We start from the raw sequence: 15,513 nt of genomic DNA, 5'->3' as shown, positions 1-15,513 counted from the left end.
AAGGAGACTAATCGTGATTGGAGAGCAAGACGTCCTTGGCTTCATTGATCCGCGCCGCCAGGACAGACGTGCCGCCGACATCGGCGTTCAGGCGCTGCATCAGGCGGCGGTGCGCCTTGCGGATATCCGCCGCGGCAGCCCCCGCTTCAAGACCAAGGACCTTGTAGGCCTCCTCCTTAGTCATGGCGCCCGCACCTGGCGCAACACCCAGCCCTTCGCCACCGTGAGGCTGCGCGTCCTTGCGCCAGACGGGAAAACGGCCGTCAAGATACGTCTCTAGGAGCTGGCGGCTCTCCGGATCGGGACTGAGCTCGCCATGAAGTTGGCGCAGGTCCGTCAGTCCCATGGCCCCCAGCATCTTGCCTTCATAACGCCCGGCCAAGACAAGCCCCTCGAGCCTGCCGCTGTCGTGGTCGAGGTCCATTTCGAGCGCGGCGGTGCGCACTGTCGAATGCTTGGAGGCGGCCGCCCGCGCCGGAGGCCGCCTTGTGCGTATCCATCCGACCCAGGCCAGCGCCGCGAGCAAAAGCAGTCCGCCGATAAGGCTGCGGCCGAAGATCAGCATGGGCGCGCCAACCAGCCCCAGGAAGGCCGGCCCAAGCGATCTCAGACCGTCGGCCATCCTTGCCGCGTCCGCGCGCACAAAGAGCATCGCGGTGCCGAAAAGCACCACGAGCACCGCTGCCAAAGCAAGGATCACGCCCATCGATTAGCACCGCCATACGGATGACCGAGCATAAGAAATAGGATGGGACCAAGGTCCGGCGCTTGCAAGTCCCACATCGGACGAGCCGAAGGGCCAGCGCCGGAGGCGGTACGCAAAATCGCGCTAGAGCAGACCGAGTTCGGCGAGTTCGAGCCTCAGCTTGGGCGGCATTCCGGCGAGCGCCGCCCCGCCCTTGCCAAGATCGCCCGGCGCATCGGCGGGCTTCAGATAGCGCCAGCCCTGGAAGGCGCGGCGGGGCTGCCAGTCGGTGCGCACCACATTCGGATCGAGCATAAGATGGCAGCGGCCGATGCCCTCGCCGTCGGTGAAAGGCCGGATCTCGGTGATTAGCTGCCGGCACTGCACATTGCCCTTGATCACCCAATAGAGCGAGCCGCCATCGGTGATCTCGCCGCCGCGCGTCGGCACCATGCGGGTGGTGTGCCAGTGCTCGGCCGGCTCGCCGGCACGGCGCCGCTCGTCGAGGCGGAACGCAATCCACTCTTCGAGGTCCTCGACGCTGTCGCAGCCGACGCACAGTTTTAGGAGATTAAGTGACATGTCCCAAGATTTAGCCGCAAGGGTTGACGCGTCAACGCCTTGAGCGACTTCTCCACAGGACCAGCCTGGAGTCTTGGTAGGACCTCAGCACTCGACGACATTGACCGCCAAGCCGCCGAGGCTGGTTTCCTTGTACTTCTCGTTCATGTCGAGGCCGGTCTGGCGCATGGTTTCGATCGCGGCATCGAGCGGCACAAAATGCGTGCCGTCGCCCTTGATGGCCAAGGAAGCGGCCGTCACCGCCTTCACCGCGCCCAGCGCGTTGCGTTCGATGCAGGGCACCTGCACCAGGCCGCCGACGGGATCGCACGTCATGCCGAGATGATGCTCGAGCGCGATCTCGGCGGCGTTCTCCACCTGCTCCGGCGTGCCGCCCATGACGGCGCACAGGCCGGCGGCGGCCATCGCCGAAGCCGAACCCACCTCGCCCTGGCAGCCGACCTCGGCGCCCGAGATCGAGGCGTTGGACTTGATGATGCCGCCGACGGCGGCGGCCGTCAGCAGGAAGTCGCGGATGCTCGGCTGGTCGGCTTCAGGATGGAAATGCAGCCAGTAGCGCAGCACTGCCGGCAACGTGCCGGCGGCGCCATTGGTCGGCGCCGTCACCACGCGCCCGCCGGCAGCGTTTTCCTCGTTGACCGCCATCGCATAGATCGACAGCCAGTCATTGGCGAGCAAGGGATTGGGCCTGTTCTGCTGCCACTGTTCCTGCAGCTTGTCGTGCAGCTGCCGCGCCCGGCGGCGCACCTTCAGCCCGCCCGGCATGATGCCGTCCTGCGACAAGCCGCGATCGATGCAGCCCTTCATCGCGCCCCAGATCGCGTCGAGGCCTTCGTCGAGCTCCTCGCGCGACATATGCTTTTCCTCGTTGGCGCGCTTCATCTCGGCGATCGAAAGCCCGCTCTTGGCTGCCATCGCCAGCATTTCGACGGCGTTCTTGAAGGGGTACGGCACGTTCTTGCCCTCGGTCGTCACCGAGCCCTTTGCCTTCATGCGCTGCAGCTCTTCCTCCGAAACGACGAAACCGCCGCCGATCGAATAGTAGATGCGCTTGAGCAGCAGCCGGTCGGATGCGTCATAGGCATAGAAGGCCATGCCGTTGGCATGACCGGTCAGCTGCGTCTTGCGGTCGAGCACGAGGTCCTTGGCGGGATCGAAGCGGTATGCCGGATGCCCGGGCGGCGAAATGCGCTTCTGCGCGCCGATGCGGGCGACGATGCTATCGGCCTCGTCAGGATCGACCGTCTGCGGCGTCTGGCCTGCCAAGCCGAGGACAACGGCCCGATCCGAGCCGTGGCCGATGCCGGTATAGGCGAGCGAGCCATGCAGGCTCGCGCCGATGCGGTCGACCTTGACGCCTGCCGGACGCGGCCAGTCGCCGGCCAGGATCTCGTCGAGGAATCGCCGTGCGGCCGTCATCGGGCCCATCGTGTGCGAGCTCGACGGGCCGATGCCGATCTTGAACAGGTCGAAAACCGAAAGGAACACGGGGGCGTTGTCTCCTGAGGGTCGCTTGAAACCTACATATAGGAATTCCCGGGATGTTCCGCTGTTTTGCATGCTGCGGCGCGGCGGCTGCCGACCTTGTTTGCTCCGTCAGCGACATCACTTCAACTCGGGCCTGCGCGCCGTCTTCTTCCCGATCGGCTATCTCGGCTGGTTCGTCGATCCGGTGGTGTTCGTGGTGTCGACGCTGGTGCTGTTTGCCGTGCCGGTGCGCCGTCAGTTCTTCTCCGCGGCCCGGCAGGCGGTGCTCGGTCAGCCGCCCGGCCCGGGGAAGAACTGATCGATCCTGCCGGACAGCCTGTAGGCGAAAAGCCCGATCCACTCGCGCACCGCAATGGTGGTCGCCTGCACCGAGTCGACCGGATTGTCGCGGTAGAAGCCGACGCCTTCCCTGCCCGAGGTGCGATAATCGACCGGCCACGGAATGGTCGCAAAACCCGCCTTGTCGAACAGCGCCTTGGCGCGCGGCATGTGGAAAGCCGAGGTGACCAGCAGCCAGGTCTCGCCCGGTTTCGGCTCGACGAGATTCCGCGAGAAGACAGCATTCTCGTAGGTGTTGCGGGATTTGTCCTCGAGGATCATGCGATCGGCCGAAACGCCGAGCGCCCCGAGCAGCCGCGGTGCCGTGTCGGCGTCGCCCTCGCCGTCGAGGAAAAGCGAACCGTTGCCGCCGGACACCACGATCTTCGCTTGGGGAAAGTGCCTCGCCAGGATCGCGGTCTCGACCATACGGTCGCCGCTGCTGTTCAACTCATAGCCGCCGCGCGCCAGGTTGATGGCGCCCTCGAAGCCGCCGCCAAGCACGACGATGCCATCGACCTTTTCCGGTAGTGGCGGCTTGGGGAAGCGTTCTTCGAGCGGGGTCAACATCATCGCGCCAACCGACGTCCAGGCCGAAAGCATCAGGATCAGAAAAGCCAGCACGCTGCCGGTTGCAGCCAGCCGCCGGCGCCCGAACAGCGCCGCAAGCAGGCCGGCGAGCAGCAGGAAGATGGCCAGATTGATCGGCTGGATGAAAAACCAGAGAATCTTGGAAAGATAGTAGAACACGCTTGGCACCTACCGAGCATAGGAATGGTTGGTGGCGGTAAATCGCCTAACGGCTTCCGCCACCGCTTCAGCTTCGGGCCGGCTCAGTTCCCGGCCAAAGGAGATTGAACCTGTTGCGCCGGTCAAACGGACAACTTCCTTCAGGCCGGCCTCGTCGGTCGGATAGGGATGGTTCAGGATTTCGACCGAGAGCGGCCCACTGAAGGTCAGGGAGGCGCGATCGGGAAGCGGGCTGCCCCTGGTTTTGCGGAGCACGGTGGTTCTGGTGACGCGCAGCTCTTCCCCGGCGCTAGCCAGCCACAGCAATTCCTTGCCGAGGAAATAGGCGAACAACCCAACGACAGCCAGGAATGAAACAAGACCAACGAGGCCCATCGCGATCGTCGCCGGCGACCTGTCGAAGAACCCCCAATACGCGGTGACGGCGACAATCCCGACAGAGAGCAGGACAAAGCCTGTTCTTATGGCCGAACGCCGCGGCGGGTTGCCGATGATCAGTTCGCCCGCCGTCTCGACAATGGATATGCGAGACGGGGCCGACATCCTACCACCATTTCTCCGGCTGGAATCTGCCCGCGGCCTTTTCGATCACATGCGCCGTCTGGAACAGCGTTTCCTCGTCGAACGGGCGACCGATCAGCTGCAGGCCGAGCGGCAGGCCCTTGCCGTCGAGGCCGGCCGGCACGGAAATGCCGGGAAGACCCGCCATGTTCACGGTCACGGTGAAGATGTCGTTGAGGTACATCTTGACCGGATCGGAAGCCATGTCCTCGTCGGCGACGCCGAAGGCGGCCGACGGTGTCGCAGGCGTCAGGATGACGTCGACGCCGGCTGCAAAGACGTTCTCGAAGTCGCGCTTGATCAGCGTGCGCACCTTCTGCGCCTGCAGATAGTAGGCGTCGTAATAGCCGGCCGACAGCACATAGGTGCCGATCATGATGCGACGCTTGACCTCGCGACCGAAGCCGGCGGCACGCGTCTTCTCATACATGTGGACGATGTCCTTGCCGGGCACGCGCAGGCCGTAGCGCACGCCGTCATAGCGGGCGAGGTTCGACGACGCCTCGGCGGGTGCCACGATATAGTAGGCGGGCAAGGCATATTTGGTGTGCGGCAGGGAGATATCGACGATCTCGGCGCCGGCATCTTTCAGCCAGGCGATGCCCTTCTGCCAGAGCGCCTCGATGTCTTCCGGCATGCCGTCGACGCGGTACTCCTTCGGAATGCCTACCTTCATGCCCCTGACCGGCTTGCCGACCGCCGCTTCATAGTCCGGCACCGGGCGGTCGACCGAGGTCGTGTCCTTCGGATCGACGGAAGCCATCGACTTCAACAGGATGGCGGCGTCGCGCACGTCGCGCGCGATCGGCCCCGCCTGGTCTAGCGAGGAAGCGAAGGCGACGACGCCCCAGCGCGAGCAGCGCCCGTAAGTCGGCTTGATGCCGACCGTGCCCGTGAAGGCGGCTGGCTGGCGGATCGAGCCGCCGGTGTCGGTGGCGGTGGCGCCCGCGCAGAGGAAGGCGGCCACGGACGATGCCGAGCCGCCAGACGAGCCGCCCGGCACCAACTGGGCATTGTCCAAGGTCCGCGCCGTCTTCGTGCCGCCGGCGGAAACAAAGCCACCGTCGCCCTGATGCGTCGTCGGCATGACGACCGTGTCGAGGCGCGAACGCCGCCACGGATTGATCACCGGGCCGTAATAGGAGGTCTCGTTCGACGAGCCCATGGCGAACTCGTCCATGTTGAGCTTGCCGAGCATCACCGCGCCATCGGCCCACAGGTTGCTGGTCACGGTCGATTCGTAGCGCGGCCTGAAGCCGTCCAGCACATGGCTGCAGGCCTGGGTGTGGATGCCTTGGGTAGCGAACAGGTCCTTGATGCCGAGCGGAATGCCTTCCAGCGCGCCGCCCTCGCCCGCGGCGAGCCTGGCATCGGAAGCCTTGGCCATGTCGCGCGCCTTGTCGGCGGTGACAGCCACATAGGCGTTGAGCACGGGATTGGCGCGATCGATCGCCGCGAGATAGGCCTCGGTGATCTCGGCCGCGGTGATCTCCTTGCCGCGCAGCTTGGCGCGGGCCTCGGAAATGGTGAGATGTGTGAGATCGCTCATCAGGCAAGGCTCTTTTCGTAAAACACCGACCATTCGGAGTCGGGATAATCCAGCACCGGTCCGCAACGCGAGAATCCGGCGCGCTCATAAACGGTCCAGGCGGCAGGGTGCCGATCGCCGGTTTCGAGAACCAGACGCTTCAGCCCTTCCTTCCGGGCAAGCGCCTCGACACGTCCGACGATCTCGGCGCCGATCTTGCGGCCGCGGTGCGAGGGCCGCGTATACATGCGCTTGACCTCGCCGGTGGCATCGTCATGGCGCTTGAGCGCGCCGCAGCCGACGGCAAGGCCGTGGTCGCGGGCGATGAACACCGTCGTATCCATGCCCGCCATCTGCTCGACGGTGAGATGATAGCAGTGCTCGGGCGGCGTCAGCTCGAGCAGCGCGGCGTTGAGTTCGGCGACCAGCGCACGCACGTCGTCCTGCAAAGGCGTCTCGATGGCGATCTCGACAGCCACAGCCTACTCCACCACCTTCGGAACGAGGAAGAAATTCTCTTCCGTCGCCGGCGCGTTGGCGACGATGTCGGCGGCCTTGTTGCCGTCGGTGACGGCATCCTGGCGCTTCTTCATCTCCATCGGCGTGACCGAGGTCATCGGCTCGACGCCTGAGACATCGACCTCGTTCAATTGCTCGACGAAGCCGAGGATGGCGTTCAATTCGCCGGTCATGCGCTCGGCGTCCTGCTCGCTCACCGCGATACGGGCAAGGTGCGCGACGCGCTTCACGGTCTGAAGATCAACGGACATGTTCTTTTCGCCTCGGGAAAACCAGTGCGGGCTATAGCGGCGCCGCGCTCACCGCGCAACATGGATGATGCCGGAGCGGTCGGCACGCGGTCGCCCGCTCGGCTACTGAGGCAGCGCTACGCCTTCGCAATGATAGTAGCTGCCGCCGTTACCGGACCGCTCGCCCTCATCGTCGACCGGCCGGACCGAGACAAGGTCGATCTGTTTTGCGCTTACCTGGGTGACCGAAAGCACGTCCGGAAACACATGATCGGGTTCCTGGCAGATCGCGGTCACGGCCCAGCTCGGTGCGCTGTGCCTTGCTGACCTGAAGGAACTCGCAATAGTACTCGACCCCTTGCAATCCCTCAGCCGTCAGCACGATGTTGCCGGCATCGATCACGTCTGCAGCGTCTCGTTCTTGGCCTTGTCGCAGAGTTCCTCGGATTGCAGGTAGACGCCCTCGATGAAATCGTCAGCCGCCGGCGCCGGCGTTGCCGCGACCAGCATCGAAACGCAAAGAGTCTGTCTCAAGGCTATGATTTTATTCCAGATTCCTGACGGAGAAACCTAGATCGTGACCGCCTTGCCTATTTCCGGCAACGCTACCTTGACGCCCGACCCTTCCATGCCGGTGACGAACTTGTCGGCGGTCTGATCGATCATCGAGAAAGTGCCGAAATGGCAGGGAACGACTGTGTCGAAGCCGAAGAAGCGGCGGCAGGCAAGCGCCGCCACCGCACCGCCCATGGTAAAGCGGTCACCGATCGGTACGATGCCGATCTTCGGCTCGTGCAGCTCGTTGATCAGCCCCATGTCGGAGAAGATGTCGGTGTCGCCCATGTGGTAGAGCGTCTTGTCCTCGGGAAAGTGCAGGACAAGCCCGCCCGGATTGCCGAGATAGGTGTTCGTGCCGCCCTCACCGCCGAAGGAGGACGAATGCAACGCCTGCACGAAAGTGGTGGTGAACGGCCCGCAATCGACCGTGCCGCCGAGATTGCCCGGATTGATCTTGTCGCCGCCGACGCCCTGGCCGACGAGATACATGCAGATCTCGAAATTGGCGACCAGCATGGCGCCGCTTTTCTTCAACACCTCGACCGCGCCGCTGACATGGTCGTTGTGGCCGTGGGTCAGGAGCACATGGGTCACGCCCTCAGCCGGCCCTTCCCAGCCGCCCGTCCAGGACGGGTTGCCGACCAGATAGGGGTCGATGAGAATGGTGGCGTCCTTGGTCTCGACGCGGAATGCCGAATGTCCGTACCAGGTCAGTTTCATGAATGCTTCCTCGATTTTTCCGTTGCCGGAAGATAGAACGCTCCCGGCAAATTGAAAGTAGCGCGGCGCTTCTCACCGTCAAAAGAATGTGTGACGCCCGGATGTCAGGAAAAGCCGTTGGGCATTATTTCAATCGAGGAACTGCCGGAACGGCTTGCCGGCGGCAGGACGCTCGCCGGGCTCGATCTCGGCGACAAGACGATCGGCGTGGCGGTTTCCGATCGCGGGCTGTCCTTCGCCCATCCGCGCCCGGTCATCCTGCGCAAGAAGTTTTCGCTCGATGCCGCCCAGTTGCTCGCTCAGTTCGAGAAGGACAATGTCGGCGCCGTCGTGCTCGGCCTGCCGGTCAACATGGATGGCTCGGAAGGACCGCGGGCCCAGAAATCGCGCGCCTTCGTCCGCAACATGGCGCCGCTGTCGGACCTGCCCTTCGTGCTGTGGGACGAGCGGCTGTCGACGGTCGCTGCTGAACGCACACTGATCGAGATGGATTTCTCGCGCAAGAAGCGCGCCGGCAAGATCGATTCGGCGGCCGCCGCCTTTATTCTGCAGGGAGCGTTGGACCGGCTTCAGTCGCTCGGCCGAGCCGATCGGAGCTGATATCGCCCTGCCGGCGCTGCCTGATCCATTCGGCGATGTTGCGCCGGCGGCGGAAGGCCCAAAGCCCCATCAGCAGGAAAAAGTCGAAAACGCAGGTCCGCGCCACCATGCCGGGGATAATAGCCGGATCGATGCCCAGCATCTGGCCATAGAGCTCGAAGACGAAATCATGCAACTGGCGGCTCAGCATCACATAGCCGAAATTCATGTCGTTGAGCGACAGGAAGAACCATCCCCAGAAGATGGCCATCGGAGCGGCCCAGAGTGCGAACAGCGTGCGCATCAGCGGCTGCCTCCTGGCTTGCGTTCCGGACGGCCGGATATGCGGGAAAGGAGCGAGCTGTGCGCGGCGCCCATCGCCATGCGCGAGGCGGCACGAACATCGCCCTCCGGCAAATTCATTGCGGCGAAGGTGGAGCGGCGTTCGGCCAGCACGGCGACGTAGGAAGCAAGCAGCGCCGTCATCTGGATGGCGACGATCATGAACAGGCCGTCGACGCCTTGCGCCACGCCGCCGATGAGGATCAGCGAAAGCAGGAAAGATGCCGAGATGAAGGCGATCCGCGCCACGCTCTCGCCCGCGTCCGGCCTTGCCGCCGCGTTGAGCAGCGTTTCGACGAAGGTCCAGCAGAACAGCACCGCGACGGTCAACAGCGCGACCGAAAGCGGCGCGACCACGACGGCATTTTCAAACTGCGGAAAGCGGTTCCCCTGGACTGAGAGGCCGAGCACGCCAAGCGCCGCCGCTATGCCGCGGCTGCCGTCTATGCAGATATAGGCAAGCAGGGCGAAAACCACCGCCCAATGCAAGGCCAGAACTGAGCTCAACACGTGCCGCATACGCTTCCCGCTGGCGGAGCTCGGGGGGTCATGGTTAACCGTTCCCTACTCCAGCAAGCGGAGATTGGGCTTTGCAACGGTTCGCCGCAACGGAAACCATTTGTTAAGGTTAACAGCTATCCACAGATCGGCAATCCGCTTTTGGGGCATGATGCCGAAAAGCCGGATCAGGTCACCGGCGGATAAAGCGTGTCGATGATCATGCGCGCGTCGTGGCGCGAATCGAGCATGCCGTAGGTGGTGCGCCACTGGCCGCCGAGCCGGGTTTCGACGAAGGCGTCGGCGATTCGCCCTGCCCCCAGCCTGCGAAGCTCCGCCGCGGCGGCCGAAAGCGCCAGCTGTTCGGTGAGCAGCCGCGCCGAGCCTTGGTCGGTCGCGGCGACCTGCATGGCGGCTTTCAGCACGCCGATGGTGCCGCGCCCGCCGGTGCCGAGATCGCGGTCGATGCCGATTAGCACCTCCTCGAACAGGCCGGGCGCGCGGCCAAGCACGCGCAGCACGTCGAGCGCCATGACATTGCCCGAGCCCTCCCAGATCGCGTTGACCGGCGCCTCCCGGTAGTAGCGGGCAAGCGGCGCTTCCTCGACATAGCCGTTGCCGCCAAGGCATTCCATCGCCTCGTAAAGCAGCTGCGGCGCGATCTTGCAGACCCAGTATTTGACGACAGGCGTCATGGCGCGGGCAAAGGCCGCCTCGCCGCGATCGCTTGCCGCCTCGTCGAAAGAGCGCGCCAGCCGGAACGACAGCGCCGTGGCCGCGGCGACATCGAGCGCCATGTCGGCCAGAACCCGCTGCATCAGCGGCTGGTCGATCAGGCTGGAGCCGAATACCTGGCGATGACGCGTGTGATGGACGGCCTCGGCGAGGCCCGCCCGCATCAGCGCCGACGAAGCGACAGCGCAGTCGAGCCTGGTCAGCGTCACCATGTCCATGATCGTCTTCACGCCGGCGCCTGGGTCGCCGACCATCTCGCCGATCGCGTTGACGAACTCCACCTCCGACGAGGCGTTCGAGCGGTTGCCGAGCTTGTCCTTCAGACGCTGGAAGCGGAAGCCGTTGCCGGAGCCGTCGCCCAGGATGCGCGGCACGAGGAAGCAGGACAGTCCCTCCGGCGCCTGACCGAGCACCAGGAAGGCATCCGACATCGGCGCCGACATGAACCATTTGTGGCCGGTCAACCGGTAGAACCCGCTTCCCGTGCGCTCCGCCCTCGTGGTGTTGGCGCGCACGTCGGTGCCGCCCTGCTTCTCGGTCATGCCCATGCCGAGCGTCAGTCCGGTCTTTTGCACCGGAGGCTTCTGTGTCTGGTCATATTTGCGCGTCGTCACGCGCGGCGCCCATTCGCGGAAAAGCTTCGGGCTTGCCATCAAGGCCGCCAGCGAGGCGCTGGTCATGGTGATGGGACAAAGATGCCCGGTCTCGAGCTCGGCGGTCAGATAAAAGCGCGCCGCCCTCACCTGATGGCGACGGCCGATCTCGGCATCGCCGTTTTCCCACACGGAAGAATGCAGCCCGCCGGCGACCGAGCGGCGCATCAAGGCGTGATAGGCCGGATGGTATTCGACCAGGTCGAGGCGGCGGCCCTGGCGGTCATGCGTCCGCAATTTCGGCGTGTCGGTGTTGGCGAGGCGGGCGAGCTCCTGCGCCTCCTGCGTCATGACGAACCGGCCAAGCCCGTCGAGATCCTTGCGCACGGGGTCGGAAAAACGCTCGGCAAGCTGGATGAGCAACGGATCGCCCCGCCATGCGTTGCCGCCCGTCAACGGCGGCGGCTGGTTAATCACCTCGTCGGTCAAGCCCAATCCTTCGTTTGGCAGGGAGGTCCTATCATTTTCAAGGCCGCGGTCGCGAATCCGAAGCCACTGGGCCTTATAGCCCAAGCCATCCAAGGCGCGCGACGAAAATACCGGGGAGAACGCTCGCAATCCAAAGCTGGCGCTTGCGGCAGGCCGGACCGCACCCTATAGCAGCGCCTTGAGATGACCGACGCTTCGTCCCTGCCGCTCTTTCCCCACCGCCATCTTCTAGGCATCCGCGATCTTTCCCCCGCCGATATCGAGCTGCTGCTCGATCGGGCGGACCAGGCCGTGGCGATCTCGCGGCAATCGGAAAAGAAGACCTCGACGCTGCGCGGCCGAACCCAGATCAACCTGTTCTATGAGGCGTCGACCCGCACGCAATCGTCCTTCGAACTGGCCGGGAAAAGGCTTGGCGCCGACGTCATGAACATGTCGGTGGCAAGCTCTTCGGTGAAGAAGGGCGAGACGCTGATCGATACGGCGATGACCCTCAACGCCATGCGGCCGGACATCCTCATCATCCGCCACCAGTCGGCCGGGGCAGCGGCGCTCCTGGCGCAGAAGGTCGGCTGCTCGGTGGTCAATGCCGGCGACGGCGCGCACGAGCACCCGACGCAGGCGCTGCTTGATGCGCTGACCATCCGCCGCGCCAAGGGGCCGCTGTCGAAGCTGATTGTGGCGATCTGCGGCGACATCCTGCATTCGCGCGTCGCCCGCTCCAACATCATGCTTTTGAACGCGCTTGGCGCGCAGGTGCGCGTCGTCGCGCCCTCGACATTGCTGCCGTCCGGCATCGACAGGATGGGCGTGATCGTCGCACGCTCAATGGCCGAGGGCTTGAAGGATGCCGACGTCGTCATGATGCTGCGCCTGCAGCGCGAGCGCATGGAAGGCGCGTTCGTGCCGTCGATCCGCGAATATTTCCACTATTTCGGCCTGGATGCCGAAAAGCTGAAGACCGCCAAGGACGATGCGCTGGTCATGCATCCCGGTCCGATGAACCGTGGCGTGGAAATCGCCTCCGAAATCGCCGACGGGCCGCAAAGCGTCATCCAGGAACAGGTGGAGATGGGGGTCGCCGTACGCATGGCGGTCATGGAAGCTCTGCTCGACCCGCGCCGCAACCATGAGGGGCGCGGCGCATGAGCGTGACCGTCTTCAGCAAGGCGCATATTGTCGACCCGTCGCGCGGCGTCGACGAGATCGGCAGCGTTATCGTTGACGGCCGCAGAATCGTCGCGGCCGGAAAGGCGGCACTGAACCAAGGCGTGCCGGAAGGCGCCGCCGTCGTCGACTGCGCCGGCAAGACGATCATTCCGGGCCTTGTCGACGCGCGCGTCTTTATCGGCGAACCAGGCGGCGAACATCGCGAAACCATCGCCTCGGCAAGCGTGGCGGCGGCGGCGGGCGGCGTCACCTCCATCGTCATGATGCCGGACACCGATCCAGTGATCGACAATGTGGCGCTGGTCGAATTCGTGCTGCGCACGGCACGCGACACCGCAAGCGTCAACATCTTTCCGGCGGCCGCGATCACCAAGGGCCTCGAAGGCCGCGAAATGACCGAATTCGGCCTGCTGCGCGCAGCCGGCGCCGTTGCCTACACCGACGGCCGCCACACGATCGCCAATGCGCTGGTGATGCGCCGCGCGCTCACCTACGCCCGCGATTTCGGCGGTGTGATCGCGCATGAAACCCAGGATGCCGACCTCGCCTCGTCCGGTGTGATGAACGAGGGGCTCTACGCAAGCTGGCTTGGCCTCTCTGGCGTCCCGCGCGAGGCCGAGCTCATTCCTCTTGAACGCGACCTGGCACTGGCCCGGTTGACCGGTGGCGCCTACCACGCCGCCAAGATCTCGTCGGCGATGGCGGCCGGCGCGGTGAACAGGGCCAAGACCGACGGCGCCAATGTCACGGCCGGCGTCGCCATCCACAACCTGTCGCTCAACGAGAACGACGTCGGCGAATACCGCACCTTCTTCCGGCTGACCCCGCCCTTGCGCGCCGAGGACGACCGGTTGGCGATGATCGAGGCGATCAAGGACGGCACGATCGACATCATCGTCTCCTCGCACGACCCTCAGGACGTCGACACCAAGCGCCTGCCCTTTGCCGATGCCGCCGCCGGCGCCATCGGGCTGGAGACGCTGCTTGGCGTAGCACTTCGGCTCTACCACTATGCCGACGTGCCGTTGCTGAGGCTGATCGAGACGCTGTCCACTGCGCCGGCAAGACTGTTCGGCCTGCCGGGCGGCACGCTGAAGCCGGGCGCGCCGGCCGATCTCGTACTTGTCGACGTCGACGAGCCGTGGATCGTCAGCGAAAGCGGTCTGCGCTCGCGCTCGAAGAACACCTGTTTCGAAGGCGCGCGCCTGCAGGGCAAGGTCTTGCAGACGATGGTTGCGGGACGCACGGTGTTTTCCGCATAGACCACCCACCGCTTTGAGCCCTGTCTGGCCTGCCCCTGCACAGAGTTGCTTGGCGAACCCTCCCGACTCTACCATTATGACCAACTGATGCCTGAGCAGAGCTAGCTCTTGCAAACAATGGTTGCATAACGCACAGTATCTCAATCCTGGAGCGAGCGGCCGGAGCAACAGGAAATAAGGGGGAAACAATGGGTTACGCAGTCGCGCTCGTCTTCGGCTATCTGCTCGGCTCGATCCCGTTCGGGCTCCTGATCACCCGCGCGGCCGGGCTCGGCGACGTTCGCAAGATCGGCTCCGGCAATATCGGCGCGACCAATGTGCTGAGGACGGGCAATAAAGGGCTCGCTGCCGCCACGCTGCTGCTCGATGCGCTGAAAGGCACGGCCGCGGTGCTGGTCGCCGGGCATTTTTCGCCGGACTTCGGCCTGTTGGCCGGCTTCGGCGCTTTCCTCGGCCATCTCTTCCCGGTCTGGCTCGGCTTCAGGGGCGGCAAGGGCGTCGCCACCTATCTGGGCGTGCTGCTAGGCCTTGCCTGGCAAGGCATGCTGGTCTTCGCCGTCGTCTGGCTCGCAATGGCCTTCCTGTTCCGCTATTCCTCGCTGGCGGCGCTGTCGGCGGCGGTCATTGTGCCGATCGCGCTCTATTTCATAAGCACGCCGCAGATCGCCGGCCTGTTCGCCGTGATGAGCCTGATCGTCATCGTCAAGCATCATGCCAACATCTCGCGGCTGCTGGCCGGCACCGAAGGCAAGATCGGGGCGAAGGGATGAGCGCGCCGGCCGCCGGCCCGCGCCTCAGCGACCGGCAGCGGCTTGCCTGGCTTCGCCTGATCCGCACGCCCAATGTCGGCCCGGCCTCGTTTCGCGAGTTGATCAACCGCTTCGGCTCGGCCGAAGCCGCGCTTGAAATGCTGCCCGAGCTGATGATCTCCGGCGGCGCCAATCGTATCGTTCGCATCCCTTCCGTCGCCGAGGCCGAAGCCGAACTGGACGCCGCCCGGCGCGCCGGCGCCCGCTTCGTCGGCATTGGCGAGGCCGATTATCCGCCCTTGCTGAAGACCCTCGACAATCCGCCGCCGCTGCTGGCGGTGAAAGGCGAAGGCGCGGTCTTCCGCCTGCCGGCGGTGGCGATTGTCGGCGCCCGAAATGCCTCGCTGGCCGGCATCAAGATGGCGCGCATGCTGGCAGCCGATCTCGGCCGCGAAGGCTACGCCATCGTTTCCGGTCTGGCGCGCGGCATCGACACGGCCGCACACAAGGGCAGCGTTTCGACCGGCACCATCGGCGTGCTGGCCGGCGGGCTCGATGTCCCCTACCCGCCCGAAAATGCCGGCCTGTGCGACGAGATCGCCGATCGCGGCGGCGCCATCGTTTCGGAAATGCCCTTCGCCTGGCAGCCGCGCGCCCAGGATTTCCCGCGCCGCAACCGCCTGGTCGCCGGCATGGCGCTTGGACTTGTGGTGGTCGAGGCCGCGCAGCGCTCCGGCTCGCTGATCAGCGCCCGCCTCGCCAATGAAATGGGCCGGCTGGTCTTCGCCGTGCCGGGCTCGCCGCTCGATCCGCGCGCCGCCGGCTGCAACGCGCTGCTCAAGGACGGCGTCACGCTCGTCACCGAGGCCGCCGATGTGCTCGGCGCGCTGGCGCCGCTTGCCGGCACCCGGGCTCCAAGAACCGCTCCAATTGCCGAGGCGCCCGACATATCCGCCATGCCGCCGCCCGGCGAAAGCGACCGCGCCGATGTGCTGGAAGCGCTTGGGCCCACGCCGACGGGCATAGACGAGATCATCCGCCACACGGGATTAAGCGCCGCGCAGATCGCCATGGTGCTTCTTGAACTCGACCTGGCGGGACGGCTCGAGCGCCACGCCGGCGGAAATGTGTCGCTGATCGCGTGATCCGCGGACTGC

17 protein-coding genes and 2 pseudogenes are annotated in these 15,513 nt (G+C 65.1%); 6 read left to right on the top strand and 13 right to left on the bottom strand.

The window, feature by feature from the left end:
* Window positions 1-7: 7 nt before the first annotated feature.
* The 3 genes from FJ430_RS20125 to FJ430_RS20115 all read right to left on the bottom strand — a co-directional run bounded on the left by FJ430_RS20125 (window position 8) and on the right by FJ430_RS20115 (window position 2,755).
* Window positions 8-706 carry a molecular chaperone DnaJ gene (locus FJ430_RS20125; RefSeq protein ID WP_140708778.1) on the bottom strand — a complete coding sequence of 233 codons (699 nt, stop codon included), beginning with the start codon at window positions 704-706 and terminating at the stop codon, window positions 8-10.
* 123 nt (window positions 707-829) lie between these two features.
* Window positions 830-1,267, bottom strand: a complete 438-nt coding sequence (locus FJ430_RS20120) for a DUF1489 family protein (protein WP_140708776.1) — start codon at window positions 1,265-1,267, stop codon at window positions 830-832.
* A gap of 84 nt (window positions 1,268-1,351) precedes the next feature.
* Window positions 1,352-2,755, bottom strand: coding sequence for an L-serine ammonia-lyase (locus FJ430_RS20115; RefSeq protein WP_140708774.1), 1,404 nt, complete (start codon window positions 2,753-2,755; stop codon window positions 1,352-1,354).
* Window positions 2,756-2,873: 118 nt separating this feature from the next.
* Between FJ430_RS20115 and FJ430_RS20110 the strand changes: the two are divergent.
* Window positions 2,874-3,053: pseudogene (locus FJ430_RS20110) on the top strand (DUF599 family protein); the annotation flags it as partial.
* Here the strand turns inward: FJ430_RS20110 and FJ430_RS20105 are convergent.
* The 7 genes and pseudogenes from FJ430_RS20105 to FJ430_RS20075 all read right to left on the bottom strand — a co-directional run bounded on the left by FJ430_RS20105 (window position 3,026) and on the right by FJ430_RS20075 (window position 7,939).
* A complete protein-coding gene (locus FJ430_RS20105) occupies window positions 3,026-3,823 on the bottom strand; it encodes a YdcF family protein (RefSeq protein WP_140708772.1) in 798 nt (265 codons plus the stop codon). The pseudogene FJ430_RS20110 and the gene FJ430_RS20105 overlap by 28 nt on opposite strands.
* Before the next feature lie 9 nt (window positions 3,824-3,832).
* Entirely contained in the window at window positions 3,833-4,198 is a 366-nt protein-coding gene (locus tag FJ430_RS20100; protein WP_226891797.1) for a hypothetical protein, read from the bottom strand.
* Window positions 4,199-4,367: 169 nt separating this feature from the next.
* Window positions 4,368-5,933 carry an amidase gene (locus tag FJ430_RS20095; RefSeq protein WP_140708768.1) on the bottom strand — a complete coding sequence of 522 codons (1,566 nt, stop codon included), beginning with the start codon at window positions 5,931-5,933 and terminating at the stop codon, window positions 4,368-4,370.
* Entirely contained in the window at window positions 5,933-6,391 is a 459-nt protein-coding gene (locus FJ430_RS20090; protein WP_140708766.1) for a GNAT family N-acetyltransferase, read from the bottom strand. Before FJ430_RS20090 ends, FJ430_RS20095 begins: the two co-directional genes overlap by 1 nt.
* A gap of 3 nt (window positions 6,392-6,394) precedes the next feature.
* Window positions 6,395-6,682, bottom strand: a complete 288-nt coding sequence (gatC, locus tag FJ430_RS20085; protein WP_140642765.1) for an Asp-tRNA(Asn)/Glu-tRNA(Gln) amidotransferase subunit GatC — start codon at window positions 6,680-6,682, stop codon at window positions 6,395-6,397.
* Window positions 6,683-6,784: 102 nt separating this feature from the next.
* A pseudogene (locus tag FJ430_RS20080) lies at window positions 6,785-7,171 on the bottom strand (hypothetical protein).
* 60 nt (window positions 7,172-7,231) lie between these two features.
* Complete coding sequence (locus FJ430_RS20075) at window positions 7,232-7,939, bottom strand: metal-dependent hydrolase (RefSeq protein ID WP_140708764.1); 708 nt, start codon at window positions 7,937-7,939, stop codon at window positions 7,232-7,234.
* Between the two features lie 117 nt (window positions 7,940-8,056).
* Here FJ430_RS20075 and ruvX point away from each other — a divergent pair, with 117 nt between their 5' ends.
* Window positions 8,057-8,539, top strand: coding sequence for a Holliday junction resolvase RuvX (gene ruvX / locus FJ430_RS20070; protein ID WP_140642770.1), 483 nt, complete (start codon window positions 8,057-8,059; stop codon window positions 8,537-8,539).
* Here ruvX and FJ430_RS20065 read toward each other — a convergent pair.
* The 3 genes from FJ430_RS20065 to FJ430_RS20055 form a co-directional block, all read right to left on the bottom strand.
* Entirely contained in the window at window positions 8,481-8,822 is a 342-nt protein-coding gene (locus tag FJ430_RS20065) for a DUF6105 family protein (RefSeq protein WP_140708762.1), read from the bottom strand. The two genes, ruvX and FJ430_RS20065, sit on opposite strands and share 59 nt — an antisense overlap.
* Window positions 8,822-9,379 (bottom strand): hypothetical protein, encoded by a 558-nt coding sequence (locus FJ430_RS20060; protein WP_140708760.1) that lies wholly within the window; start codon window positions 9,377-9,379, stop codon window positions 8,822-8,824. Before FJ430_RS20060 ends, FJ430_RS20065 begins: the two co-directional genes overlap by 1 nt.
* Window positions 9,380-9,546: 167 nt before the next feature.
* A complete protein-coding gene (locus FJ430_RS20055) occupies window positions 9,547-11,175 on the bottom strand; it encodes a DNA alkylation response protein (RefSeq protein WP_140708758.1) in 1,629 nt (542 codons plus the stop codon).
* 183 nt (window positions 11,176-11,358) lie between these two features.
* Here FJ430_RS20055 and FJ430_RS20050 point away from each other — a divergent pair, with 183 nt between their 5' ends.
* The 4 genes from FJ430_RS20050 to dprA all read left to right on the top strand — a co-directional run bounded on the left by FJ430_RS20050 (window position 11,359) and on the right by dprA (window position 15,501).
* A complete protein-coding gene (locus FJ430_RS20050; protein WP_140708756.1) occupies window positions 11,359-12,324 on the top strand; it encodes an aspartate carbamoyltransferase catalytic subunit in 966 nt (321 codons plus the stop codon).
* Complete coding sequence (locus tag FJ430_RS20045) at window positions 12,321-13,607, top strand: dihydroorotase (RefSeq protein WP_140708754.1); 1,287 nt, start codon at window positions 12,321-12,323, stop codon at window positions 13,605-13,607. Before FJ430_RS20050 ends, FJ430_RS20045 begins: the two co-directional genes overlap by 4 nt.
* Window positions 13,608-13,795: 188 nt before the next feature.
* Entirely contained in the window at window positions 13,796-14,377 is a 582-nt protein-coding gene (gene plsY / locus FJ430_RS20040; protein WP_140708752.1) for a glycerol-3-phosphate 1-O-acyltransferase PlsY, read from the top strand.
* The gene (gene dprA, locus FJ430_RS20035) at window positions 14,374-15,501 is read left to right on the top strand and encodes a DNA-processing protein DprA (protein WP_140708750.1); all 1,128 of its coding nucleotides are present in this window, start codon (window positions 14,374-14,376) and stop codon (window positions 15,499-15,501) included. Before plsY ends, dprA begins: the two co-directional genes overlap by 4 nt.
* The last annotated feature ends 12 nt before the right edge of the window (window positions 15,502-15,513 follow it).

Source organism: Mesorhizobium sp. B2-8-5 (assembly GCF_006440675.2).
Lineage (GTDB): Bacteria > Pseudomonadota > Alphaproteobacteria > Rhizobiales > Rhizobiaceae > Mesorhizobium.
This window is presented reverse-complemented; position numbering and strand designations above follow the sequence as displayed.